The 22,688-nt window shown below is 70.9% G+C and carries 22 protein-coding genes; 11 read left to right on the forward strand and 11 right to left on the reverse strand.

Features of this window, described 5'->3' with window-relative positions:
* Positions 1 to 16: 16 nt before the first annotated feature.
* The 3 genes from EV671_RS17780 to EV671_RS17790 all read right to left on the reverse strand — a co-directional run bounded on the left by EV671_RS17780 (position 17) and on the right by EV671_RS17790 (position 2,344).
* Positions 17 to 253, reverse strand: a complete 237-nt coding sequence (locus EV671_RS17780) for a cysteine-rich CWC family protein (protein ID WP_132574182.1) — start codon at positions 251 to 253, stop codon at positions 17 to 19.
* Positions 250 to 939 carry a hypothetical protein gene (locus tag EV671_RS17785; RefSeq protein WP_132574184.1) on the reverse strand — a complete coding sequence of 230 codons (690 nt, stop codon included), beginning with the start codon at positions 937 to 939 and terminating at the stop codon, positions 250 to 252. The genes EV671_RS17780 and EV671_RS17785 overlap by 4 nt, the downstream gene beginning before the upstream one ends.
* 76 nt (positions 940 to 1,015) lie before the next feature.
* Complete coding sequence (locus EV671_RS17790; RefSeq protein ID WP_132574186.1) at positions 1,016 to 2,344, reverse strand: DUF4397 domain-containing protein; 1,329 nt, start codon at positions 2,342 to 2,344, stop codon at positions 1,016 to 1,018.
* A 183-nt stretch (positions 2,345 to 2,527) separates the two neighbouring features.
* On the opposite strand from EV671_RS17790, the gene EV671_RS17795 reads away from it, so the two are divergent.
* Complete coding sequence (locus EV671_RS17795) at positions 2,528 to 4,588, forward strand: NADPH-dependent 2,4-dienoyl-CoA reductase (RefSeq protein ID WP_132574188.1); 2,061 nt, start codon at positions 2,528 to 2,530, stop codon at positions 4,586 to 4,588.
* 15 nt (positions 4,589 to 4,603) lie between these two features.
* Here EV671_RS17795 and EV671_RS17800 read toward each other — a convergent pair whose 3' ends face one another.
* Both EV671_RS17800 and EV671_RS17805 read right to left on the reverse strand, forming a co-directional pair.
* Complete coding sequence (locus EV671_RS17800; RefSeq protein ID WP_132574190.1) at positions 4,604 to 4,825, reverse strand: hypothetical protein; 222 nt, start codon at positions 4,823 to 4,825, stop codon at positions 4,604 to 4,606.
* A 240-nt stretch (positions 4,826 to 5,065) separates the two neighbouring features.
* Positions 5,066 to 5,704: a DNA alkylation repair protein gene (locus EV671_RS17805; RefSeq protein WP_132574192.1), complete on the reverse strand. Its 639-nt coding sequence runs from the start codon at positions 5,702 to 5,704 to the stop codon at positions 5,066 to 5,068.
* Positions 5,705 to 5,806: 102 nt separating this feature from the next.
* Here EV671_RS17805 and EV671_RS17810 point away from each other — a divergent pair, with 102 nt between their 5' ends.
* The 5 genes from EV671_RS17810 (at position 5,807) to EV671_RS17830 (ending at position 11,387) form a co-directional block, all read left to right on the forward strand.
* Positions 5,807 to 7,366 carry a thioredoxin family protein gene (locus EV671_RS17810; RefSeq protein ID WP_132574194.1) on the forward strand — a complete coding sequence of 520 codons (1,560 nt, stop codon included), beginning with the start codon at positions 5,807 to 5,809 and terminating at the stop codon, positions 7,364 to 7,366.
* Between the two features lie 124 nt (positions 7,367 to 7,490).
* Positions 7,491 to 8,948 carry an alpha/beta fold hydrolase gene (locus tag EV671_RS17815; RefSeq protein WP_132574196.1) on the forward strand — a complete coding sequence of 486 codons (1,458 nt, stop codon included), beginning with the start codon at positions 7,491 to 7,493 and terminating at the stop codon, positions 8,946 to 8,948.
* Positions 8,945 to 9,727, forward strand: a complete 783-nt coding sequence (locus EV671_RS17820; RefSeq protein WP_132574198.1) for an ABC transporter ATP-binding protein — start codon at positions 8,945 to 8,947, stop codon at positions 9,725 to 9,727. Before EV671_RS17815 ends, EV671_RS17820 begins: the two co-directional genes overlap by 4 nt.
* A complete protein-coding gene (locus EV671_RS17825; RefSeq protein ID WP_132574200.1) occupies positions 9,724 to 10,887 on the forward strand; it encodes an ABC transporter permease in 1,164 nt (387 codons plus the stop codon). Before EV671_RS17820 ends, EV671_RS17825 begins: the two co-directional genes overlap by 4 nt.
* Positions 10,884 to 11,387, forward strand: a complete 504-nt coding sequence (locus EV671_RS17830; RefSeq protein ID WP_132574202.1) for a hypothetical protein — start codon at positions 10,884 to 10,886, stop codon at positions 11,385 to 11,387. The genes EV671_RS17825 and EV671_RS17830 overlap by 4 nt, the downstream gene beginning before the upstream one ends.
* Here the strand turns inward: EV671_RS17830 and EV671_RS17835 are convergent.
* Together EV671_RS17835 and EV671_RS17840 are read right to left on the reverse strand one after the other, a co-directional pair.
* The gene (locus EV671_RS17835) at positions 11,384 to 11,884 is read right to left on the reverse strand and encodes a hypothetical protein (protein WP_132574204.1); all 501 of its coding nucleotides are present in this window, start codon (positions 11,882 to 11,884) and stop codon (positions 11,384 to 11,386) included. The two genes, EV671_RS17830 and EV671_RS17835, sit on opposite strands and share 4 nt — an antisense overlap.
* A gap of 30 nt (positions 11,885 to 11,914) precedes the next feature.
* A complete protein-coding gene (locus EV671_RS17840) occupies positions 11,915 to 12,175 on the reverse strand; it encodes a YkgJ family cysteine cluster protein (RefSeq protein WP_132574206.1) in 261 nt (86 codons plus the stop codon).
* A 115-nt stretch (positions 12,176 to 12,290) separates the two neighbouring features.
* Between EV671_RS17840 and mnmG the strand changes: the two genes are divergently transcribed.
* The 5 genes from mnmG (at position 12,291) to EV671_RS17865 (ending at position 17,744) form a co-directional block, all read left to right on the forward strand.
* On the forward strand, positions 12,291 to 14,240 hold the full coding sequence (gene mnmG, locus EV671_RS17845; RefSeq protein WP_132574208.1) for a tRNA uridine-5-carboxymethylaminomethyl(34) synthesis enzyme MnmG: 1,950 nt from the start codon (positions 12,291 to 12,293) through the stop codon (positions 14,238 to 14,240).
* Positions 14,237 to 14,863, forward strand: coding sequence for a 16S rRNA (guanine(527)-N(7))-methyltransferase RsmG (rsmG, locus tag EV671_RS17850; protein ID WP_132574210.1), 627 nt, complete (start codon positions 14,237 to 14,239; stop codon positions 14,861 to 14,863). Before mnmG ends, rsmG begins: the two co-directional genes overlap by 4 nt.
* A gap of 106 nt (positions 14,864 to 14,969) precedes the next feature.
* Positions 14,970 to 15,743 carry a ParA family protein gene (locus EV671_RS17855; RefSeq protein WP_132574212.1) on the forward strand — a complete coding sequence of 258 codons (774 nt, stop codon included), beginning with the start codon at positions 14,970 to 14,972 and terminating at the stop codon, positions 15,741 to 15,743.
* Complete coding sequence (locus EV671_RS17860) at positions 15,740 to 16,483, forward strand: GNAT family N-acetyltransferase (protein WP_132574214.1); 744 nt, start codon at positions 15,740 to 15,742, stop codon at positions 16,481 to 16,483. The genes EV671_RS17855 and EV671_RS17860 overlap by 4 nt, the downstream gene beginning before the upstream one ends.
* 49 nt (positions 16,484 to 16,532) lie before the next feature.
* The gene (locus tag EV671_RS17865; RefSeq protein WP_132574216.1) at positions 16,533 to 17,744 is read left to right on the forward strand and encodes an MFS transporter; all 1,212 of its coding nucleotides are present in this window, start codon (positions 16,533 to 16,535) and stop codon (positions 17,742 to 17,744) included.
* Here the strand turns inward: EV671_RS17865 and EV671_RS17870 are convergent.
* The 4 genes from EV671_RS17870 to EV671_RS17885 all read right to left on the reverse strand — a co-directional run bounded on the left by EV671_RS17870 (position 17,710) and on the right by EV671_RS17885 (position 22,642).
* Complete coding sequence (locus EV671_RS17870) at positions 17,710 to 18,183, reverse strand: DUF6622 family protein (protein WP_132574218.1); 474 nt, start codon at positions 18,181 to 18,183, stop codon at positions 17,710 to 17,712. The two genes, EV671_RS17865 and EV671_RS17870, sit on opposite strands and share 35 nt — an antisense overlap.
* A gap of 129 nt (positions 18,184 to 18,312) precedes the next feature.
* Positions 18,313 to 18,690: a VOC family protein gene (locus EV671_RS17875; protein WP_132574220.1), complete on the reverse strand. Its 378-nt coding sequence runs from the start codon at positions 18,688 to 18,690 to the stop codon at positions 18,313 to 18,315.
* A gap of 18 nt (positions 18,691 to 18,708) precedes the next feature.
* Positions 18,709 to 20,061: an esterase/lipase family protein gene (locus tag EV671_RS17880; protein ID WP_132574222.1), complete on the reverse strand. Its 1,353-nt coding sequence runs from the start codon at positions 20,059 to 20,061 to the stop codon at positions 18,709 to 18,711.
* A 145-nt stretch (positions 20,062 to 20,206) separates the two neighbouring features.
* Positions 20,207 to 22,642: a hypothetical protein gene (locus EV671_RS17885; RefSeq protein WP_132574224.1), complete on the reverse strand. Its 2,436-nt coding sequence runs from the start codon at positions 22,640 to 22,642 to the stop codon at positions 20,207 to 20,209.
* Positions 22,643 to 22,688: the final 46 nt, after the last annotated feature.

Consider the following 22,688-nt stretch of genomic DNA (forward strand, 5'->3'; position numbering starts at 1 on the left):
CTGCCTCAACGCGGCATCAGCCCGGCATAGGCGGCCCGGCGTTGGCCGCGTCGCTGCGCGCATCGCGCTCGAGCAGCTCGCGCAGGCAGGGCATGCAGAGGCAGCCGTCGTAGCGCGCGGCCAGTTCGGCGCGCAGGCGATCGGTCAGGCGGATGCCGTCGCAGGCGCATTGGCCGGCCTGGGCGCCGCATTCGAAGCCGCCACGGCAGCGCGGGCAGCGGGCGTCGAGCATGGGGCCGTTGCGTGGAGTCATAGCGGCGATTGTGGATCGTCGTCGGGAGGCAGCAGCGGCGTCGCGCGCGCCAGGGCCATCCAGGTGGCGAAGTCGGGCCTGTGGGCGCGCTTGGGCGCGGGGCGGGCCAGTTCGAGATGGCTGGCGTGGCCGATCAGCACGCCGTACTCCGGCGGGATCTCGTCCGGCGCAGCGATGCCGGCCTTGATGACGAACCAGCACTGGCCGCACAGCGCGCGGTAGGCGGCCGACTTGGCCGGGCGGCGCAGCTCGCCGAGCAGGTCGGCGCGGCTGACCTTGATCTCGTGGATGGCGGGCTCGAGGTAGTCCTCCACGGTGCTATGGCGGATGGAATAGACGTCGGGCATCGCGTTGACCCACTGCATCCTGCCGTCCTCTCCGGCCAGGCCGGCGCGCAGGCTGAGGCCGCGCCAGGCGATGCGGCCGCCGCGCTGCATCTCGGTGGCGACGCGCTCGACGAGGGCCTCGTGCGCGTCGCGGGCTGCCCGGTTGCGGCTCAGCGATTCGGCGATCAGAGCCACGCCCGCGTCGGTCACGCGCAGGCGCTCGCGGCCATCGGCCTCCTGCAGGCGCTCGACCCAGCCGGCGGCCAGCAGCTCGATCTCGACGAGGTCCTGGCTGGGCCAGCCGGCGCTGCGCCAGAGCTGGCGCAGGCGCTGCAGGTGGATGCGGGCCGGTGCGGACATGGCGCGATCTTCGCGCCGGAAAGAACAAAGCCCCCGGCCGGCGGGCACGGGGGCTTTGCGTTCGGGGCGGCCGAGCTTACGGGCGCTCGCGCTTGGGCAGGGCGCCCATGCCGGGAACGGGCATCAGCGTCGTCGTCGTCGACGCGGTCGACGTGGTCGGCACGGCGAAGAAGGTCCAGACGCTGTTGGCCGGGAAGGCCAGGTCGGACTTGGTGTAGATCGACGCGGCCGAGGTCGGCACGGTCACGTCCACCTGCGAGCTCGTCGTCGACGAGATGCTGGCGGGCGTGGAGCTCATGCCGGGCGACACGTTGGCGGCCAGCGCGCTGAAGTCGACGTTCAGCGAGGAGGTCAGCGTCGGCAGCGCGTTCACGAGGCGGATCTTGACGTTGCCGTTGACCGTGGGCAGGCGGTTGTCGTCGCTCAGCACCGACATCTTGGGCGCGGAGGCGTCGCCCCAGACCAGCAGCGTGTAGTCGCCGCCGGCGGTCAGCGTCGGAGGGGTGAAGCTCATGCCCAGGCCGTCGACGTTGACGCTCAGCGTGCTGGCGCCCGAGGCCGTCGTGACGTAGGGGCTGATCAGCGGGCTGATGGCGGTGCTGCCGAACATGGCCTGGCCGTTGATCGACGAGGTCACGGTGCTGCCGTTGGTCAGCGCGGCGACGGTGCGCACGCGGGACTGCGTGTTCGGGAAGTTCTGGGCCGCGCCCTTCTGGACCAGGGTGATGCCGTTGACCAGCACGCCGCCGTCGGTGGCGGTGAGGATCAGCGAGTTGACGCTGGCGGAACCGAGCGTGATGGCCGGGATGTTCAGGCGCAGGTCGCTGCGGTTGTTGTAGCCGGTCACGCAGACACGGAAGGTGCCCGAGTTGATCTGGATGTAGCCGCTTCCGGCGCCACCGGCCAGGTTGGTCGTCAGCGCGGTCTCGGTGGTGAGCGAGCAGTCGGCCGCGGAGGTCAGGTAGATGTCCATCGCGCCGGCGTCGGGCGCCAGATTCAGCACCAGCAGCGAGGCCTTGTTGGCGTCGGGGGCCGTCTGGGCTTCCTGCAGCAGCGTCGTGCGGATGGCACCGGCGAAGCCGTAGGTGATGTAGGTGTAGTTGCTGCCCGAGCTCAGCGTCGGCGTCGTCGCGGCGACGCTGGTGCCGACGTCGCTGGTCAGCACCTTGGTGGCGGTGTTGTTGGTGTCGACCGTGCCGTAGTCACCCACGGTGGCGTAGGCGATCTTGCTGTTGATGGTCTTGTCGTTGACCGTCAGGTCCAGCGCTGCGTAGGAACGGGTGGCATTGAGCAGGCGGACCTGCGTGTTGCTGCCGCTGCCGCCGCTGCCGCATGCGGTCAGGAAGGCCGTGGCCGTCAGGCTCAGCGTCAGGACCATCCGGGTGGCCCAAGGGGTGAATCGCATCGAGAACTCTCCGAAAAAACCAAACCCGCCGGGCCGAATCCCAAGAACGCGGACTCGCGATTAGAACTCATGCCGGAGGCATCGCCATTTCCACCATCTAGCAGGGGGTGAAGAACTGTTGCTGCGGACTCACCGCCGTGCTGAGGAGACCTCTCCAATCCGCGGGGGGCTGCGCTGGTTAGCATGCGCCGGATGAACTATCCCCACCTCCTCGCGCCCCTGGACCTCGGCTTCACGACGCTGAAGAACCGCGTGCTGATGGGCAGCATGCACACCGGCCTGGAGGACGGGCGCAAGCACTTCGAGCGCATGGCCGTGTTCTTCGCCGAGCGCGCGAAGGGGGAGGTCGGGCTGATCGTGACGGGCGGCTTCGCGCCCAATATCGAGGGCTGGGCCAAGCCCTTCGCCGGCACGCTGGCAACCTCGGGCGCGGCGCGGCGGCACAAGATCATCACGGATGCCGTGCACGCCGAGGGCGGCAAGATCGCGCTGCAGATCCTGCACACCGGCCGCTATGGCTACTCGCCGCTGTGCGTGGCGCCGTCGCGCATCCAGTCGCCCATCTCGCCGTTCACGCCGCGCGAGCTGAGCCCGCGGGGCATCGAGCGCCAGATCCGTGCCTTCGTCCGTTGCGCCAGGCTGGCCCGCGAGGCCGGCTACGACGGCGTCGAGGTGATGGGCAGCGAGGGCTATTTCATCAACCAGTTCCTCGTCGCGCACACCAACCAACGCACGGACGACTGGGGCGGCAGCTACGAAAACCGCATGCGCCTGCCGCTGGAGATCCTGGCCCGCATGCGCGAGGCCGTGGGGCCGGACTTCATCATCATCTACCGCCTCTCGATGCTGGACCTGGTGCCCGACGGCAGCAGCTGGGAGGAGGTGGTGGAGCTGGGCCGGCGCGTGGCGCGCGGCGGCGCGACCATCATCAACACCGGCATCGGCTGGCACGAGGCGCGCATCCCGACGATCGCGACCAGCGTGCCGCGTGCGGGCTTTGCGTGGGTGACGGCAAAACTCCGCGCCCAGCTGCGCGCCGAGGGCATCACGACGCCGCTGATCACCAGCAACCGCATCAACACGCCCGAGGTGGCCGAAGGCGTGCTCACGGACGGCTCGGCCGACATGGTGTCGATGGCGCGGCCCTTCCTGGCCGACCCGGCCTTCGTGAAGAAGGCGCGCGAGAACCGCGCCGACGAGATCAACACCTGCATCGCCTGCAACCAGGCCTGCCTGGACCACACCTTCGCGCAGAAGATCTCCACCTGCCTCGTAAACCCGCGCGCGGCCTATGAACAGGAGATCGTGCTGAAGCCGGTGAACGGCGCGAAGAAGCGCGTCGCCGTGGTGGGCGCCGGCCCGGCCGGCCTGGCCGCGGCGACGACGCTGGCCGAGCGCGGCCACGCGGTCACGCTGTTCGACGCGGCGGCCGAGATCGGCGGCCAGTTCAACCTGGCCAAGCGCGTGCCGGGCAAGGAGGAGTTCAGCGAGACGCTGCGCTATTTCGGCCGCCGCATCGAGGTCACTGGCGTGGACCTGCAGCTCAACCGCCGCGTCGCGGCCGAGGACCTGAAGGGCTTCGACGAGGTGCTGCTGGCCACCGGCGTCAGCGCCCGCGACCCGCGGATCAAGGGCCAGGACGAAGGCATCGCGCGCGGCCAGGTGCTGAGCTATATCGATGTGCTGCGCCACGGCAGGCCGGTGGGCGCACGCGTGGCCATCGTCGGCGCCGGCGGCATCGGCTTCGACATGGCCGAGTACCTGCTGGAGGCCGGCCACTCGCTGACGCTGGACCCGGCCGCCTGGCGCCGGCACTGGGGCGTGGGCGACCCGGAGCAGGTGCGCGCCGGTCTGCTGCGCCCGGCGCCCGAGGCGCCCACGCGCCAGATCACGCTGCTGCAACGCAAGGCCGGCAAGCTGGGCGCGGGCCTGGGCAAGACGACGGGCTGGATCCACCGCGCGGCGCTGAAGATGAAGAACGTCGACATGCTGGCCAGCGTGAACTACGAGCAGATCACGCCCGAGGGCCTTTGGGTCAGCTATGGCGAGAAGCGGGCGGATGCCCAGCTGATCGAGGCCGACACCATCGTGCTGTGCGCCGGCCAGGAGCCGCTGCGCGAGTTGCAGGCGCCGCTGCAGGCCGCGGGGGTCAGCGTGCACCTGATCGGCGGCGCGCTGGAGGCTGGCGAGCTGGACGCCAAGCGGGCCATCCTGCAGGGCACCCAGCTGGCCTGCTCGCTGTAAGGCCGCGGGGGCGGCTCAATTCCTGGAGAGTTCCCAGAGCTGATACAGCGTGTCGTTGTCGTGTTCGGCGACTTCCAGGCCCTGGGCCAGGTCGAAACTGGAGTCGTACCAACTGCAATCGATCTTGCGGGACCCCGTCGACCCCGCCAGGCGCTGCGCACTGCCCAAGGTCAAGGCCATGTTCTGGGGCAGCTTGGAGTTGGACCAGGGGAACTGCGAGGCGTCGAAGAATTGCATGGTGGCTCCGGGTTCTGAGGGGTTGGACGTCATGGCAAACGTCACACCGTCAGCATCGGTTCCGGCCTGTTTACGGGCCATCGCCCGAAGGGTGGAGCGATGGGGGAGGGCGCTCCCCGCCATCCCCCGGATCTCCCTCCAAAGGGGGATATAAAGTGGGGCCAGAGTCAAGTTCCATGGACTGACAGCCAAGGCTTTCCGGCACCGAGTCGCCCTCAAAACATCGCCTCCGACCCCCAATTAAGGGCGACGGCTCAGTTCCCGCCGCGCATCGCTACCAATCCATCGGGACGACTTCTCGCTCCGTTCACAAAGGCGCCCCGCCACAGTAAGCGCCGGCTCACGCAGCGCCGGGCTGCGCTTGCCGATTTGGCGCAGCGCCCAGTTGACGGCCTTCTTGACGAAGTTGCGCTCGTCGCCCGCCGCCGCCTCGATCAGCGGCAGGCGGGCCAGGAAGTCGGCATCGGGCCGCTGCTTCTGGTGCACGGCCGCCACGGCCAGCAGCGCGAAGCCGGCGCGCTTCTCGAACTCGGCCTCGCGCGCCGCCCAGCGCGGGATGGCCTCCCAGGCCAGCGGGCTCTTCACGAAGGCATGGGTGCAGGCCTGGTCGCAGACGTCCCAGGCGCGCATGCCGGCCACCCAATGGTCCATCTGCTCGACGGTCAGCCGGGCCGGCTCGGCCAGCATGCCGGCCAGGATCTGCGCGTCGGGGATGCCGCTGTCCCACAGCGCCAGGGCCAGCTCGTGATCCCGCCCGACCTCGCGGGCCAGCGCGCGCAGCGTCGGCACGGCCAAGCCCAGGCGGCCGTCGCCCGTGAGGCCGAAGCGAGCCATCGCGTCGAGCTGGTCGGGCCGCGAGTGTTCGCGCAGGGCGGTCAAGGCTCCGTCCAGGCGACGATCTAGCTTATTCGGCATGCGCAGATTCTGTGGCGTGCGTGCGGCGCAAAATGCCAGCTTCGACACGATCGATCCCCAGGCCCGATGAAGATCACCACCTCTGCTGCGCCCACCCTGGCCGCCCTGGCCACCGCCCTCCTCCTCGCCGCCGCGCCGGCCGCCCAGGCCAGCACCGGCCCCGGCGTCGCCTGGCAGGCCGCCGCGGCCGATGCCGACATCGACCGCTACTTCGTGCGGGCCAAGGCCGAGAAGAAGCCGGTGCTGCTGTACTGGGGCGCCAAGTGGTGCCCGCCTTGCAACCAGCTCAAGGCCACCCTCTTCAACCGCGCGGACTTCATCGAGCAAAGCAAGGCCTTCGTCGCCGTGGGCATAGACGGCGACGCCCCCGGTGCGCAGAAGCTCGGCACGCGCTTCAAGGTGCGCGGCTACCCGACGCTGATCCTGTTCAACCCCAATGGCAGCGAGATCACCCGCCTGCCCGGCGAGGCCGACGCGGCCCAGGTCATGAAGGTGCTGCAGCTCGGCCTGTCCAGCGGCCGGCCGGTCAAGGCCGTGCTGGCCGACGCCCGGGCCGGCAAAAAGCTCAGCGCCAACGAATGGCGGCTGCTGGGCTTCTACGGCTGGGAGACGGACGAGCAACAGCTGCTGCCGGCCGAGCAGCGCCCGGCGACGCTGGCCCAGCTGGCCAAGGCCAGCGAGGGCGTGGATGCCGAGACGACGTCGCGGCTGTGGCTGAAGTCCGTCGGCGCGATGGCCGAGGGCAAGGCGGCCGACCCCGCCCAGCTGCCGCGCCTGCGCGCCGTGCTGGCCGACCCGGTCCAGGCCCACGCGCAGATGGACGTGCTGACCAACGAGGCGCCCGACCTCGTCAAGGCCTTCGCGCCGCAACCTGGCGACGCGCGCAACGCCCTCGTCACCGAGTTCGACGCCGCGCTGAAACGCCTGAATGCGGACGCGACGCTGTCGCGCGCCGACCGGCTGAACGCGCTGCAGGGCCGCGTCGACCTGGCACGCCTGGACACGCCCAGAGACGACCCCAACCCCAAGGGCATCCCGGCGGCCCTGCTGGCCGAGGCGCGCGACCAGGCCGGCCGCGCCAACCGCGAGATCACCGATGGCTACGAGCGCCAGGCCGTCGTCACCGAGGCCGCCCATCTGCTGGGCAGCGCGGGGCTGTGGAAGGACAGCGACGAGCTGCTGAAGTCCGCCCTGGCCCGCAGCCACTCGCCCTACTACCTGATGAGCCAGCTCGGCGGCAACGCGAAGAAACAGGGCAGGAAGGCGGACGCGCTGCACTGGTACGAGGAGGCCTTCAACAAGAGCGAGGGCCCGGCCACACGGCTGCAATGGGGCTCCAACTACTTCGCCGCGCTGGTCGAGCTGGCGCCGGCGGACACGGCCCGCATCGAGAAGACGGCCGCCCAGCTGTTCGCCGAGGCCGAGAAGGACCCCGGCGCCTTCTACGAGCGCAGCGAGCGCTCGCTGAAGAAGGTGGCGACGCTGCTGGCCGACTGGAACAAGACTCCCGCCCAGGCCGCCGCCGTGGGCCGCCTGAAGGCCCAGCTCGACGGCGTCTGCGGCAAGCTGGACGCGGGCGACGCCAAGGCCAGGTCGGCCTGCCAGGGCCTGATGAAGAAGGCCTGACGCCAGCCGCCCCGCGTTTCTTGCCGCTCATGCGGCGCCGCTGGCCACTCATCCCGCCGGCGGCGCGGGCGCAGTGGCCAGCGCCGGATACTGCGCGCCATCCCAACGACAAGAAGAGATTGGCATGCGTGATTGGCGAGGGCGCCTGCTGGCGCTCCTGATGACGACGGGCCTGGGAGGCACGGCGCTGGCGGCGACGCCGGAGATGAAAGCCTGCCGCATCGACGGCATTCCCAACGAGCTGCAATGCGGCAGCCTGCAGCGCCCGCTGGACCCGGCCCGGCCCGACGGCGTCAAGGTCGACATCCACTACCTCGTCGTGCCCGCGCTGGCACGCAACAAGCTGCCCGACGCCGTGCTGATGCTGGCCGGCGGCCCCGGCCAGAGCGCGATCAACGTGGCCTCGCGCGTGCTGCCGCGGCTCTCGCGGCTGAACAACCGCCGCGACCTCGTCTTCATCGACCAGCGCGGCACCGGCCAGTCCGCGCCGCTGGACTGCCCGGACGACAGCAAGCTGCCCATCGGCGAACAGCTGGAACCGGCCGCGCAGATGCGCCGCATCGACGCCTGCCGCGCCGCGCTGGAAAAGCTGCCCTACGGAGACCTGCGCTTCTTCACGACGACCATCGCGATGCAGGACATGGACGCCGTGCGCGAAGCGCTGGGTGTACCGCAGTGGAACCTGATCGGCGGCAGCTACGGCACGCGCGCCGCGCTGGAATACCTGCGCCAGTTCCCGACCCGGGTGCGCCGCACCGTCATCGACGGCGTCGCGCCGCCGGACATGATCCTGCCGGCCAGCTTCTCGACCGACACCCAGGCCGCGCTGGACAAGCTGATCGAAGCCAACGCCAAGACCCACCCAACGCTGCGCGCCGACTGGCAGGCCCTGCTCGCCTCGCTGCCCCGCCAGGTCACGGTGGCCCAGCCGCTGACCGGCGCGGCCGAGCACTTCACGGTCGACCGCGGCCTGCTGCTGCGCGCGGTGCGCCCGCCGCTCTACCAGCCGGCACTGGCCGCCGCCCTGCCCGCGGCCCTCCACGCGGCGGCCACCGAGGGCCGCTTCGAGGGCCTGTTCGGCCTGACGACGGCCTTCGGCAGCGGCAAGGGCATGAAGCTCGCGATGGGCATGCACTTCTCGGTCATGTGCGCCGAGGACGCTCCGCGCATCGCCCAGGCGACGGACGCGCCGGGCGCGGACTTCCGGACCCTCGACGCCGAGATGTACAGCCGCGTCTGCCGCAACTGGCCGCGCGGCGAAGTGCCGGCGGACTTCTACAAGATTCCGCCCGCGCCCGGCCCGGTGCTGGTGATGAGCGGCGGCGCCGACCCGGCCACGCCGCCGCGCCACGGCGAGCGCGTCGCCAAGGCCCTGGCGGCCGGCCATGCCGAGCGGGTGCAGCACATCGTCGTGCCCGAATCCGGCCACGGCGTGATGGGCGTGGGCTGCGTGCGCGACATCGTGTTCCGCTTCATCGACGCGAAGACCGACGCCCAGGCCCTGCCCCAGGACGCCGCCTGCGCGACCCGCATCCCGCGCCCCGTCGCCTTCCAGCCCGTTCAGGAAGGGGCGGCGAAATGATCGAGATCCAGGACGTTCACAAGCAGTTCGTCGCCCAGAGCGGCGGCAGCCTGTTCAAGCGCGGTACCAGGCGCATCGTGCATGCGGTGCAGGGCGTGAGCCTCGCAGCCGCCAACGGCCGCATCACCGGCCTGCTGGGCGCCAACGGTGCCGGCAAGACGACAACGCTGCGCATGCTGGCCGGCCTGCTGCCGCCGGACGCGGGCCACATCACGGTCGACGGCATCGCGGTCAAGGAGGATGCCCTGAAGGCCCTGGGCCGCATGGGCATCCTCGGCGACGCCCATGGCCTCTATCCGCGGCTGTCGGCGCGCGAGAACATCGTCTACTTCGGCCGCCTGCAGGGCATGAGCCCTGAGGCCGCCAACGCGCGCGCCGAGGAGCTGGCGCGGCTCCTGGAGATGCAATCCATCCTGGACCGCCGCGCCGACGGTTTCAGCCAGGGCGAGCGCATGAAGACGGCCCTGGCCCGCGCCCTGGTGCACGACCCCGCCAACATCGTGCTGGACGAGCCCACCAACGGCCTGGACGTGCTCGCCACCCGCGCGCTGCGCGAGGCCCTGCGCTGGCTGAAGAGCCCGGCGGGCGGCGGCAAATGCATCGTCTTCTCGACCCACATCATGCAGGAGGTGGAGCAGCTCTGCGACGAGGTCGTCGTCGTGTCCCACGGCCGCAGTGTCGCGCGCGGCAGCGTGCCGGAGCTGCTGGCCCAGGCCGGCGAAACCCGCTTCGAGGACGCCTTCGTGAAGCTCGCATTCCCAGAAGAGGTGGCCGCATGAAACAGGCCCTGATCGTTTTCGTCAAAGAGCTGAGCGACGCGCTGCGCGACCGCCGCACGCTGCTGCGCCTGCTGATCCCCGCCGTGCTGATGGGGCCGCTGCTGCTGACCGCCCTGTCCGGCCTGATCGCGTCGCTGGAGGAGCGCGCCGACAAACGCGAGGTCCTCGTCGTCGGCATGGACGCCGCGCCGACGCTGGCCAACTACATCGAGCGCCAGACCTACACGATGAAGCCCGCGCCCGCCGACTACGAGGCCCGGCTGCGCGCGACGACGCTGCTGGAGCCCGTGCTCGTCGTGCCCAAGGACTTCGAGGCCAAGCTGCGCACCGGCGAAGCGCCGACGGTGGAGATCGTCAGCGACAGCGCCAACCAGCGCGCGATGGCCGGCACCGGCCCGCTGCGCGGCCTGCTGCTGGGCTTCAGCCACGAACGCGCCATGCTCAACCTCGCGATGCGCGGCGTCTCCACCGAGCTGCTGGAACCCGTGGACGTGCAGGAGCGCGACCTCGCCAGCGCCCAGGCGCGTGCGGCGCGGCTGACCAGCATCATCCCGATGTTCATCATCATGGCCGTGCTCTACGGCGCGCTGACCGCCGCGCTGGACAGCACGGCCGGCGAACGCGAGCGCGGCTCGCTGGAGCCGCTGCTGATGAACCCAGCACCCCACGGCGCCATCGTGGCCGGCAAATGGGGCGCCGTCGCGCTGCTGGGCATGGCCGTGGCGCTGATGTCGTCGCTGAGCTTCATCCCGGCGCAATGGCTGCTGAAGAGCGACGTGCTGCAGGCCCAGTTCAGCTTCGGCGGGCCTGAGGTGCTGGCCTTCTGGCTGCTGCAGATCCCGCTCGCGGCGGGCCTGTCGGCCCTGCTGATGGCCCTGGCCATCCGCTCCAAGACCTTCAAGGAGGCCCAGGCCAGCAGCACCCTGGTCATCACGGCCGTCAGCCTGATGCCCATGGTCAGCCTGTTCAACCCGGGCGGCGACGCACCCTGGTATCTCTGGGTGCCGGGTCTCGCGCAGAACACGCTGATGCTGCAGGTGCTCAAGGGCGAGGCGCTGCGCTGGGCCCAGGTCCTGCCGGGCGTGCTGGTCGGCTTCGCGCTGGCGGCCGTGGCGCTGGCCTATGTGGCCCGCTCGATGCGCGCGGCGGTGGCACGATGAAGTCCGCTGCCAGCGCCGTCGCCGCGGCCCTGCTGGCCGGCTGTGCCGCCTACCAGGGCTTCCAGCCGGCCACGCCCGACGGCTACGACGGCCCCACCGTCAATGTCGCCGACCAAACCTCCCAAGTGAGCGGCAGCCTCGTCCACGTCTTCGAGATGACGCAGGTCGACGGCCGCCGCCTGCTCAGCACCAGCATCGCGACGCTGCAGGCCAACCAGGGCCGCGGCTTCAGCGTCGCGCCGGTGGCCTTGAGCAACGAGGTTCCGCCGCGCCCGGCCCGCGTGCGGCTGCAGGCCGTCACGCAGTACGCCGCGCCCATCCTCGCGATGACCCACCCGACCTGCCGCGTGGAGGGCGACGTAGCCTTCGCGCCCGAGGCCGGCAAGCGCTACCGCGTGGCCGGGCGCATCGCGGCGGCGGAATGCGCGGCGTGGATCGAAGACCTGGCCACGGGCCAGCCGGTCACGTACAAGGTCTCGGGCAAGGGCACGGGGCCCTAAGCCAACCGTCGCGCGGCGGCCCTCAGCAGCGCCCGTGAATACCAGCGGTGAAAGCCCATCAGCGCATGGACGGGCCAGCCGAAGCGCGGCTCGCCGCCCGGGCCCCGCCGGCGCGGGATCAGGGCCGAGCCGAACCACAGAATCGTCGCGCCGCCCTCCCCCGCCTCGGCCTTGAACCAGGAGCGCGTGACGCCGCTGTCCTCGTGCATCAGCAGCTCACCGGCCGCGCGCGCCTCGACGGTCCAGGCCGCCATGCGCCCGTCCTCGCCCCGGGCAATGGCGCGCACATCGGCATCGCTGGACGGGCGGCCGCTGCGGGCGATCAGCCAGCGCTCGAGCTTGAACAGGCGCGTCGTGTAGAAGGCCTCGACAAACTCGGCCAGCGTGATCGTTCGCGGCAGGCGCAGCATGTAGGCATCGGCGAAGGCGCCGCGCTGGGCGGCCAGGCGGCCGAGCAGGCTGGCGGGAGGAACCGGGGTGTCTGCGACCGTAGGCATGGTCGCGCAGTCTGCCGTAGATCGATGACGTCAGGCCCGAGGCGCCGTCTGTTCTTCCATCCAACCCAGCCAGCGCATCGCCTGCTCGCGGCTGCCGCCGCACATGTCCTCGCCCGGCTGCAGCGAGCCGCAGACGGCCGGGCGCTCGGGCCGGCCGAAGATCATGCAGCGGTCCTCGTCGTCCAGCTGCGCGCAGCGCACACCAGCCGGCTTGCCGTTCGGGTGGCCTGGGATGGGCGAGCTGATCGACGGCGCGATGCAGCAGGCGGCGCAGCGGGGGCGGCAATCCATCGCTGAATTGTCCCTTCACAGCCCCGCCGGACGGGGTGACTTATCCACAGCCGCTTCGTAAAATTCGGGGTTTGCCCGAGCCCTCGCGCGGGCACCTGCTCTTTCCAGGACCGAGATGCTTTACCCCAAGGAATTCGATGTCATCGTCGTCGGCGGCGGCCATGCCGGCACCGAGGCGGCACTCGCGGCCGCGCGCATGGGCGCGCAGACGCTGCTGCTGACCCACAACATCGAGACCCTGGGCCAGATGAGCTGCAACCCCAGCATCGGCGGCATCGGCAAGGGCCACCTCGTCAAGGAGGTGGACGCCCTGGGCGGCGCGATGGCCCTGGCCACCGACGAGGGTGGCATCCAGTTCCGCATCCTCAACGGCTCCAAAGGCCCGGCCGTGCGCGCCACCCGCGCCCAGGCCGACCGCATCCTCTACAAGGCGGCCATCCGCCGCCGGCTGGAGAACCAGCCGAATCTGATGCTGTTCCAGCAGGCCGTGGACGACCTGATGGTGGAGGGCGACCGCGTCGTCGGCGCCGTCACGCAGGCGGGCATCGCTTTTCGCGCCCGTGCCGTCGTGCTGACGGCCGGCACCTTCCTGGACGGCCGCATTCATGTGGGCCTGCAGAACTACAGCGCCGGCCGCGCGGGCGACCCGCCGGCGGTGTCGCTGTCGGCACGGCTCAAGGAGCTGAAGCTGCCGCAGGGCCGGCTCAAGACCGGCACGCCGCCACGCCTGGACGGCCGCACCATCGACTTCTCGAAGTGCGAGGCCCAGCCCGGTGATCTGGCTCCGGTGCCGGTGTTCAGCTTTGTCGGCAACGCCGCCATGCACCCGCAGCAGCTGCCCTGCTGGATCACGCACACGAATCTGAAGACCCACGAGATCATCCGCAGCGGTTTCGACCGCAGCCCGATGTTCACCGGCGTCATCGAAGGCGTGGGCCCGCGCTACTGCCCCAGCATCGAGGACAAGGTCAACCGCTTCGCCGACAAGGACTCGCACCAGATCTTCCTGGAGCCCGAGGGTCTGACGACGCACGAGTTCTACCCGAACGGCATCTCCACCTCCCTGCCCTTCGACATCCAGCTCGCCGCGGTGCGCAGCATCCCGGGCCTGGAAAACGCCGACATCCTGCGCCCCGGCTACGCCATCGAATACGACTACTTCGACCCGCGCGGCCTGAAGGCCAGCTTCGAGACCAAGGTCATCCAGGGTCTGTTCTTCGCCGGCCAGATCAATGGCACGACCGGCTACGAGGAAGCGGCGGCCCAGGGCCTGTTCGCCGGCCTGAACGCCGCGCTGCAGGTGCGCGGCGACGCCCCGTGGACGCCGGCGCGCGACCAGGCCTACCTGGGCGTGCTGGTGGACGACCTGATCACCAAGGGCGTGACCGAGCCCTACCGCATGTTCACCAGCCGCGCCGAGTTCCGCCTGCAGCTGCGCGAGGACAACGCCGACGCCCGCCTGACCGAGACCGGCCGCCGCCTGGGCCTGGTGGACGACGAGCGCTGGGCCGCGTTCAACCGCAAGCGTGACGCTGTTTCACGTGAAACCGAGAAGCTGAAGAGCACCTGGGTCCACCCCGGCATCCTGCCGGCGGCGGACGCCGAGCGCCTGGTCGGCAAGGCGCTGGAGCGCGAGTACAGCCTGGCCGACCTGCTGCGCCGGCCAGGCGTGGGCTTCGACACCATCGCCGAAGTCGCGGCGATTGCGCGACCCGAAGCCGCCGTTTCACGTGAAACCCTGGTCGTCGAACTGGGCCGCGAGCTGGCCGACCTCGTCGCCGAGCAGGTCGAGATCAGCACCAAGTACGCCGGCTACATCAACAAGCAGGTCGACGACGTCGCCCGCGCCGCCCACTTCGAGCACCTGAAGCTGCCAGACGACCTGGACTACGGCCTCGTCCACGCCCTCTCCTTCGAGGCCCGCCAGAAGCTCAACGCCCATCGCCCCGAAACCCTGGGCCAGGCCTCGCGCATCTCCGGCATCACGCCGGCCGCGATCTCGCTGCTGCTCGTCCACCTGCGCAAGGGCAAGTTCAAGGGCTTCACGGAAGCTGAAGCAGCATGAGGGCCACGCTCGAAGCGGCGGCCACGCAACTCGGTCTCGAACTCTCGCCCACCCAGGTCGACCAGCTGCTGGCCTACCTGGCCCTGCTGCAGAAGTGGAACAAGGTCTACAACCTGACCGCCGTCCGCGACCCGGCGCAGATGCTAAGCCACCACCTGATCGACAGCCTGTCGGTCATCGCACCGCTGCAGAAGCACGGTGCACCGGCCCGGTTGATGGATGTGGGCGCCGGTGGCGGCCTGCCCGGCGTCGTCATCGCGATCTGCTGCCCCGGCACCGACGTCAGCTGCGTGGACGCCGTCGCCAAGAAGGCGACCTTCATCCAGCAGGTCGCCGCCGAGCTGAAGCTGCCCAACCTGCACGGTGTGCACAGCCGGGTCGAGCAGCTGAAGACCGAAGCCTTCGGCGTCATCACCTCCCGCGCCTTCGCGTCTCTGGTCGACTTCACCAGCCTGACCCGCCAACACTTGGCCAAAGGCGCGGTCTGGATGGCCATGAAGGGCCAGCACCCGGCCGACGAGATCACCGCCCTGCCCGCAAGCGTGGACGTGTTTCACGTGGAACAACTCGCCGTCCCGGGCCTGGATGCCCAGCGCTGCCTGATCTGGATGCGGCCGCGGTAACGCGGCCACAGCGGGGCGCCTGCAAAAGGGCCACTTCGCGGGTCCCGCCCGAGGGTCGACCCGCCCTCTCCCCGTTACGATGCCCGCAGTCCGAGAACTGGAACCCATGGCCAAGATTTTCTGCATCGCCAACCAGAAGGGCGGCGTCGGCAAGACCACCACCACCGTCAACCTCGCCGCCGGCCTGGCCCAGATCGGCCAGCGCGTCCTCGTCGTCGACCTCGACCCCCAGGGCAATGCGACGATGGGCTCGGGCATCGACAAGCGCAAGCTGGAGCTGACCGTCTACGACGTGCTGCTGGAGTCCGCCTCCCTGCCCGAGGCCAAGGCCCGCGCCGAGAAGGCCGGCTACGACGTGCTCGGCGCCAACCGCGAGCTGGCCGGTGCCGAGGTCGAGCTGGTGGAGCTGGAGCGCCGCGAGGCCAGGCTCAAGGCCGCCCTGGCCGCCGCCGGCCCGGACTACGACTTCATCCTGATCGACTGCCCGCCCTCGCTGTCCATGCTGACGCTGAACGGCCTGTGCAGCGCCCACGGCGTCATCGTGCCGATGCAATGCGAGTACTTCGCGCTGGAAGGCCTGACCGACCTGGTCAACACGATCAAGCAGATCCACGCCAACCTGAACCCCGACCTGCAGATCATCGGCCTGCTGCGCGTCATGTTCGACCCGCGCATCACGCTGCAGCAGCAGGTCAGCGACCAGCTCAAGGCCCACTTCGGCGACAAGGTCTTCGACACCGTCATCCCGCGCAATGTGCGCCTGGCCGAGGCACCGAGCTACGGCCTGCCGGGCGTCGTCTTCGACCCCAGCTCCAAGGGCGCCCAGGCCTTCCTCGACTTCGCCAAGGAGATGGTGAAGCGGATCGGGACGATGCGGTGAACCCGCTGGCCCTGCGCGCCGAGCTTGCTGGTCTCGACGCCAGCGCGCCGCCCCAGCAGGCCGACATCGACGGCTGGCTGATCCGCCTGTCGCCGGGCAAGGCCAAGCGCTCGCGCTGCATCAACGCGCTGCGCTGTGGGGCTCTGTCGCTGGACGAACTGCTGGCCCGGTGCCAGGCCGCCTACGACGCCGCAGGCCTGCCGTTGGCCGTCCGCGTGACGCCCTGGAGTCAGCCCAGCGACCTGGACGCAAGGCTGGCCGCCAAGGGCTGGGAGGCCTTCGATGCGGCCGACGTGATGGTGCTGGACCACCTCGCGCCCGAGCCCGCGCCGGCCCCCCTCCAGGCCCTGTCCGCACCCGACTACGCCGCCCTGGTCGGCGCGCTTCGCGGCTCCACGCCCACGGCCGTCGCCGCCCATGCCGAGCGCATCGCTAACGCCCCGGTCGCCTACCAGGGCTTTGCGCTGAACGACGCCGGGGGCCGCCTGCTCGCCTGCGGCCAGATGGTGGTCGATGGCGACATCGTCGGCCTCTACGACATCGCCTCGGCCCTGCCCCGCCAGGGCCATGGCGAGCGCCTGTGCCGTGCGCTGCTGGCTCTCGCCCATGCGCAGGGCGCACGCCAGGCCTATCTGCAGGTAGGCAGCGACAACGAGGTCGCCAAGCGCCTGTATGCGCGTCTGGGCTTCGTCTTCGCCTATCGCTACCACTACCGCAGCCCCGAAGCCGAGCTGACCTGAGCCTGGATCCGGCAGACGGGCGGACGGGCCAGAGCCACAATCCGCAGCGATGCCGACCAACGACGACGACGCCCCCTGGCAGGGCCACACCCAAGGCTCTCGGGAATACCGCCTCATCCTCGCCGCGCTGACCTGTGCCGGCATCGCCACCTTTGCCCAGCTCTACTCGCCGCAGGGCGTGCTGCCCCGTATCGCCGAGAACCTGGGCGTGCGGCCCGACCAGGCCGCGCTGCTGATCTCGGCGGCGACGATAGGCCTGGCCCTGGGCGTGCTGCCCTGGTCCTGGCTGGCCGACCGCATGGGGCGCGTCCGGGCAATGAAGACCTCGCTGGTCGTGGCCACCCTGTGCGGCTTCGCGGTGACGGCATGGCCCGGGTTCGAGGGCATCCTGGTGCTGCGGGCGCTGGAGGGCTTCGCGCTGGGCGGGCTGCCGGCGGCGGCCATCGCCTACCTGAACGAAGAGGTACACCCCTCGCAGGCGGGCATGGCGGCGGCCATCTATGTATCCGGCACCACGGTGGGCGGACTCAGCGGGCGCGTGCTGTCGGTGCCGGTGGCCGATGCCTTCGGCTGGCGAGTCGCCATCCTCGTCGTCACGGCCCTGGGCGCGCTGGCCACGCTGGCCTTCATGCTGAGCATCCCCAAGGCACGCGGTTTCAAGCCCGATGCGCAGACTCGCCTGCCCCTGATCGACGCCATCCGGCTGAACCTGCGCCCCGACATGCTGGTGCTGTTCGCACAGGGCTTCCTGCTGATGGGCGGGCTGGTCGCCATCTACAACTACATGACCTTCCACCTGGAAGCGCCGCCGTTCTCGCTCAGGCCCACCACCATCTCACTGCTGCTGTTCTCGTATCTCGCGGGCACCTTTTCTGCCAGCTGGGCCGGTGGCCGGGTGCGGCGGCATGGGCGGCTCAAGGTGCTGTGCTCTTCCATCGCCATCATGCTCGGCGGCGCCGCGCTGATGCTGGGCACGCTGACGGCCGCCTTCGTGCTCGGCCTGGTGCTGTTCACCGCCGGCTTCTTCGCCGCCCATGCCATCGCCGCCGGCTGGGTGGGCCAGCGGGCCACCGGGGGCCGCTCCCAGGCGGCATCGCTCTACAACCTGTTCTATTACGCCGGGTCGAGCTTCTTCGGCTGGTTCTGCGGGCTGGTGTTCGTGTCGCTGGGATGGACGGCGACGGTGTGCACGGTGATAGGCATGGCCGTGCTGGCGGCCGTGCTGGTCACCTGGCACGCACGAAGCGCTGCACCGCCATAGCCCGCGCCGCGAAGGCGCCGCTGAACATGCCGAGGGCGGCGCTGACGACGGCGACGAACCAGGCCTGCTGCACCACATGGGCGCCGACGCCCGCGGCAAAGCCGAGCGCGAACTTGGCGACGAAGATGCCCACCATCAGCGCCAGCGGCAACCAGCTGCCGGGCACGCGCACCGCGTCACCCTCACGCGCCAGCCCGCGCGGTGCCAGGACCGGCGCGCCCAGGAACATCGAAGCCGCAAAGCCCGCCGCCCAGGCCGCGATCGGCAGCGGCTCGGTGCCGAATGCCGTCGTGACGCCGTACAGCGAGAAGACCAGCATCGCCAGGGCCATGCGCGCCATCGCGCCCGGCTCGACGACGCGGTCGCGCGACTGGCGGATGCCCAGCACGACGAGGCCGGCGAGGATGGCGAAGGGCCAGACGGGAAGGGAGGCGGTCATGGCAGGTCTCTGCTGAGGTTGCGATGGACCTGACTGTGCGGCGCCCCCGGCCGCCGCGCGAGCGGCCTGCGACGGATCGACAGCGCGGGGCGCGAAACGCCAGCCGGCGCCGCGAAGCGCCCTGCCCGCTCAGGCCCCTGGTGCGTGGCAGACGGCCTCGACGTTGTGCCCGTCGGGGTCGATGACGAAGGCGGCGTAGTAGTTGGCGTGGTACTTCGGGCGCAGCCCCGGCGCACCGTTGTCCCGGGCGCCGGCGGCCAGAGCCGCGCGATGGAAGGCATCCACCTGAGCGCGCGTGCGAGCGATGAAGGCGATGTGCAGATGCGCCGGCTTCTCGCGGGTCTGGAACAGGATCAACGACGGGACCTCGTCCTTGACGACGAACTCGACGCCGTAGGACGGCTCCCCCTCGGCCCCCACCGCGACGCCGAGCGGCGCCAGGGCCTGGGCGTAGAAGGCCTTGCTGGCGGCGAAGTCGCTGACGCCGAACTTGACGTGATCGAACATGAGGTCTCCCGCAAGGACTCAGCGCAGTCGCCGGTCCAGCCAGTTCAGCACCCGCAGGTCCTGGAAGTAGTTGGTGTGATGCGTCTCGGCGCTCACGCCGAGGTCCTCCCACTGCGGCGCGGCCAGCGTGAGGCTGCCCAGTCGGTTCATGGCCGCGCTGTCGACGACCAGGTCGTTGGGCTGGTCGAAGATCAGGTCGGCGCCGTAGTACATGGCCTGGCCCTTGAGGTGGGTCACGCGTTTCCACAGCTTCCACAGCGGCTCGTTGACTTCGCTGGGCTGGAAGCTGCCGCCGATGGCACGCACGTCGGTGCTGCCCGGCAGCGGGTAGAGCTGGGCCAGTTCGAGGTTGTTGTCCACCCGCCCCATCGCCAGCAGTCCCGGCACCAGGCCCACGGCGGCGTCGGTCAGTGGCGTGCGGGCCCCCAGCTGCAGCAGCTTGCCCAGCACGCAGGCCAGGCCGCCCACCCCCAGGGCGAGTGTGTCCAGGCCCGGCGGGGCGACCTTGCGCGCCTTGGAGGCGGCCTCGGCCACGGCGTCGGCAAAGCTGGCCAGCGTGTCCAGGGCCTGGCGCAGCTTGTCCGGCGCGGCCAGCGAGGTGCCGGCCAGAGGCGCACCGACGAACAGGGCCTGGCGGGCGCGCAGGCCCGGCGACATGCGCAGCAGCCAGGAGATGACCAGGCCGCCACGGCTGTGGCCGACGAAGTCGAACTCGGCCGGACAGGGTTGCAGCGCGTCGCGCAGGGCCAGCGCGTTCAGCCAGGGCGCGACGGACAGCGTCGGATGGTCGAAGGCCAGCACGGCCGCATAGCTGCCGCGCGCATCGGCCAGGCGCTGCAGCAGGGCCTCGCCCTCGGCCGTCGCGGTGAACTCCTTGGCATACATCGCACTGGCGCTGAAGGTGCCGTGCACCAGCACCAGCACACGGCCCTTCAGCCCGGCCAGGAAGCCGGCCGGCAGGGGCAGCCAGGCCCGGCCGTCCCAGCGGCGCAGGCCGTCGGCCGGCGCGGCCAGCTCGGCCAGCACGGGGTTCAGCTGGCGGTCCAGCCTGACGAGGCCGGCCGTCACGGCGTTCTCGCCCAATTCGGGGAAGGCGATGCGCTGCACCGTCTCACGCGACTCGGGCGCGAAGCTACGCCAGCTGCGCCGGCCCTGGCTGCCGAGCTGGCGCAGCGGCGGCTCGTAGACCCAGCGCAGCAGGCCATCGTCACGCACCAGGCGCACGGCGGCGCGGCCATCGGCGGCCTGCGGGTCGAAGCCGCGGCGGCGGCGCTGCTGGATGGGCGCACGCATCGCGTCGCCGGCGGGCGCAGACACGTCGAGCTGCTCGCCCACCTGGGCCCACAGGGCCTGGCTCGCGATGCTGTTCATTGGTGCACCCTTCGACCTGCGGCCTTGCCTGGCCGACAGTGCGGCCAGGCGTTCGCCAGGCATGGAATGCCCACAGGGCATCCCATGTCCGGGCTCACTCCCGCCAAGCGGGAGCGAGCTTGCTTGGGGCGGCCCGGCGCGGCGCTCATGGTGCGTCCCTCAGCAGCGGCAGCGGCGTGATCTGGCGCTGCCGCGCGGTGATGATGTCCAGCATGGAGTCGTAGTCGGCGCGGTCGTTCAGCGCGTCGACGCCGGCCTCGATGGCCTCGACGAAGCCGCAGTGCTCGGTCAGGCGCACGGTCTCGATGGGCACGAGCTTGCGTTCGGCGATCAGCTGCCTCACCTCGTCCCAGCTGGCGCGGCCGGCATGCCAGGGCACGGTCTGGGCATTGGCGGCCGAGCTGCCGCCGGCGTCGGCCTGCACGGCGCCGCTGTAGCTGCCCGTCATCTGCATATAGGCGTCGCGGAAGGACGGGTGCCGCCACCAGCCCGGCAGCGCATGGCCCTCGAGCAGGAAGACGACGGGGTAGATGTCCACCAGCTCCAGGCAGGCCGCGAACAGCAGGGCCAGATCGATGCAGGTGCCGGCACGGTCGGCCAGCACGGTGGAGGGCATGCGCAGGCGCTGCGAGTCCAGCTGGCGGCTGTAGCTGGGCGGCGGATTCACATAGCCCAGCTGCCAGTCGTGCAGCAGCGTGGCCCAGATGGCCTCGACCTGGCGGTCCACGCCGCGCAGCAGCTCCTCGTCGATGCGGCCGTCCGCCACCACCGCGCCATCGGGCACGCACTGGTAGCCCTCGAAACCGGCCGTGGGGTCGTCGCGCAGCACGCGGTTGTAGCGCTGCGACTGCGACACCGCGCGCACCACGGCCGGGTCGCGCGGCAGCACGAAGGAGGGCAGCCACTGGCCGTCGCGGCGGTTGTCGCGCCACTGGTCCACCGGCAGCAGGCGCAGGCGGTGGCTGTCGTGGTAGAGCAGCCTGCCGCCCTGGCTCACGCGCACCTGCAGGCTGGTGTTGATGGCCTCGTGCACGCCGCGGGCCACGTCGGCCGTCAGCGGCACATGGATGTCCTTGGTGAGGTTCTCGCGCTCGTGCTGCATGACGACGCGCCGCTCGAAGCGCGCCTCCTCGTCGCCCATGTGCACGGCCACCTCGACATCCAGCGGCTCGGCCTCGGCCGGCGCATCGCAGCTCAGCACGAAGCGCTTGAACAGGGGCTGGGCGTTGTGCAGCACCGCATAGTTCAGCTCGGGGAAGGGCTCGATGGCGCAGCGCACCTCGGGCGAGGCCGGTGCCGGCGCCGCCACCTCGGCGGCAGCCGCAGCGAGCGCCCTGCCCTCGGCCGCGTGCGCGGCGCGCGTGGCCGGGTCGACGAAGACCGGGCCGTCCAGCCACAGCGTCACGCCGGTCGCGTCCACCGATTCGGGCAGGGCGCGCACCTCCTCCCAGGCGCGGCCGAAGGCGGCCGGCAGGTCGAAGCCGCTCGCGAACAGATGGCGCAGCAGCTGCACCAGCGCGTATTCCGCGAGCGAATCGTCGAAGGCATCCTGGAAGCCCAGGGCCGCCCGCGTCGCGCCTTCGGCGATCAGCATGGGCGCCAGGCGCGCGGCGCTGTTCCATACGTTCAGCGTCGTCAGATAGGGCGGCGCGGTGCCCACGGCATCGGCCACGGCGCGGGCCAGCGCCTGGGCATGCACGAGGCGGGGGTAGCCGGCCGAGCCGCGCAGCAGCAGGCCGTCCGGCAGTCGGCGCGAGTCGGCCAGCAGCTCGTCGATGAGCTGCTGGCGGCCGGGTGCGCCGGCCTCATCCGACTCGGGCGCTTCGACCAGGGCCGCCTTGCCCAGCAGCGCGCCCAGCTCGCGCAGGCCCTGGTGGCTGTCCATGCCGGCAAAGTGCAGCAGATGCGGCGGGCGGGCCTTCAGCTCGGCCACCAGCTCGTCCAGGCTCGGGTAGTTCAGCACGCGCGGCGACGGCACCTCGGGCGGCAGGGCCGCGGCCAGGTTCTTCAGCTCGGCCTCCACCGTCCAGCGCTCGCCCAGCTCGGTCGGCAGGGTGCTGACGAAGAGCACGCGCAGCGCCTGCCACGCCGGCATGACGACGGCCTCGCGCGGCACCGGCCACCACTCGCCCTCGACCTCGTGCTGCAACTGCAGCTCGCGGATGACGGTCAGCGGCGTGGGGCGCTCGGTGGCGCCGCGGCGCTGCTCGCGCGTGGCCGCGGCCAGCACGTATTCCCACGGGAAGATGCGGCCCTCCCAGCACAGCGCTTCGTGGCGGTAGGGCACGCGCACGACCAGCGCCGGCGCCTGCCCCAGCGCCCGCAGCCCGTCGTCCCCCAGGCCCAGCGTCCTCAGCGTGTCGCGGGCGTCGAGCTGGTGCTGCTCGCGCACCTTGGCATCACGCACCCAGCGCTGGCGCGAACGCAGCACATAGGTCCAGCGCAGCGCCTGCTGGGCCATGCTCTGGCGCGAGCGCAGGTCCACGCTGGCCAGCGGCAGGCCCAGCGCGTTGCCGGCGCTGGCGATGTGCACGCCTTCGAGCAGGCGCTCATGCTCGGGCAGCAGTCCGGTCTTGCCCACGGGACGGTCCTCATGTCGTCGAGACGGACCGCAGTATCGCGACGCC

Origin of the sequence: Roseateles saccharophilus (assembly GCF_004342485.1) — a bacterium.
In the GTDB taxonomy this organism is placed as follows: domain Bacteria; phylum Pseudomonadota; class Gammaproteobacteria; order Burkholderiales; family Burkholderiaceae_C; genus Pelomonas; species Pelomonas saccharophila.

What these genes read in the sequence shown, in the direction of transcription:
- EV671_RS17780 (WP_132574182.1), bottom strand. Translation starts at nt 253, where the DNA reads ATGACTCCACGCAACGGCCCCATGCTCGACGCCCGCTGCCCGCGCTGC.
- EV671_RS17785 (WP_132574184.1), bottom strand. Translation starts at nt 939, where the DNA reads ATGTCCGCACCGGCCCGCATCCACCTGCAGCGCCTGCGCCAGCTCTGG.
- EV671_RS17790 (WP_132574186.1), bottom strand. Translation starts at nt 2,344, where the DNA reads ATGCGATTCACCCCTTGGGCCACCCGGATGGTCCTGACGCTGAGCCTG.
- EV671_RS17795 (WP_132574188.1), top strand. Translation starts at nt 2,528, where the DNA reads ATGCGCCGGATGAACTATCCCCACCTCCTCGCGCCCCTGGACCTCGGC.
- EV671_RS17800 (WP_132574190.1), bottom strand. Translation starts at nt 4,825, where the DNA reads ATGCAATTCTTCGACGCCTCGCAGTTCCCCTGGTCCAACTCCAAGCTG.
- EV671_RS17810 (WP_132574194.1), top strand. Translation starts at nt 5,807, where the DNA reads ATGAAGATCACCACCTCTGCTGCGCCCACCCTGGCCGCCCTGGCCACC.
- EV671_RS17815 (WP_132574196.1), top strand. Translation starts at nt 7,491, where the DNA reads ATGCGTGATTGGCGAGGGCGCCTGCTGGCGCTCCTGATGACGACGGGC.
- EV671_RS17820 (WP_132574198.1), top strand. Translation starts at nt 8,945, where the DNA reads ATGATCGAGATCCAGGACGTTCACAAGCAGTTCGTCGCCCAGAGCGGC.
- EV671_RS17825 (WP_132574200.1), top strand. Translation starts at nt 9,724, where the DNA reads ATGAAACAGGCCCTGATCGTTTTCGTCAAAGAGCTGAGCGACGCGCTG.
- EV671_RS17830 (WP_132574202.1), top strand. Translation starts at nt 10,884, where the DNA reads ATGAAGTCCGCTGCCAGCGCCGTCGCCGCGGCCCTGCTGGCCGGCTGT.
- EV671_RS17835 (WP_132574204.1), bottom strand. Translation starts at nt 11,884, where the DNA reads ATGCCTACGGTCGCAGACACCCCGGTTCCTCCCGCCAGCCTGCTCGGC.
- EV671_RS17840 (WP_132574206.1), bottom strand. Translation starts at nt 12,175, where the DNA reads ATGGATTGCCGCCCCCGCTGCGCCGCCTGCTGCATCGCGCCGTCGATC.
- mnmG (WP_132574208.1), top strand. Translation starts at nt 12,291, where the DNA reads ATGCTTTACCCCAAGGAATTCGATGTCATCGTCGTCGGCGGCGGCCAT.
- rsmG (WP_132574210.1), top strand. Translation starts at nt 14,237, where the DNA reads ATGAGGGCCACGCTCGAAGCGGCGGCCACGCAACTCGGTCTCGAACTC.
- EV671_RS17855 (WP_132574212.1), top strand. Translation starts at nt 14,970, where the DNA reads ATGGCCAAGATTTTCTGCATCGCCAACCAGAAGGGCGGCGTCGGCAAG.
- EV671_RS17865 (WP_132574216.1), top strand. Translation starts at nt 16,533, where the DNA reads ATGCCGACCAACGACGACGACGCCCCCTGGCAGGGCCACACCCAAGGC.
- EV671_RS17870 (WP_132574218.1), bottom strand. Translation starts at nt 18,183, where the DNA reads ATGACCGCCTCCCTTCCCGTCTGGCCCTTCGCCATCCTCGCCGGCCTC.
- EV671_RS17875 (WP_132574220.1), bottom strand. Translation starts at nt 18,690, where the DNA reads ATGTTCGATCACGTCAAGTTCGGCGTCAGCGACTTCGCCGCCAGCAAG.
- EV671_RS17880 (WP_132574222.1), bottom strand. Translation starts at nt 20,061, where the DNA reads ATGAACAGCATCGCGAGCCAGGCCCTGTGGGCCCAGGTGGGCGAGCAG.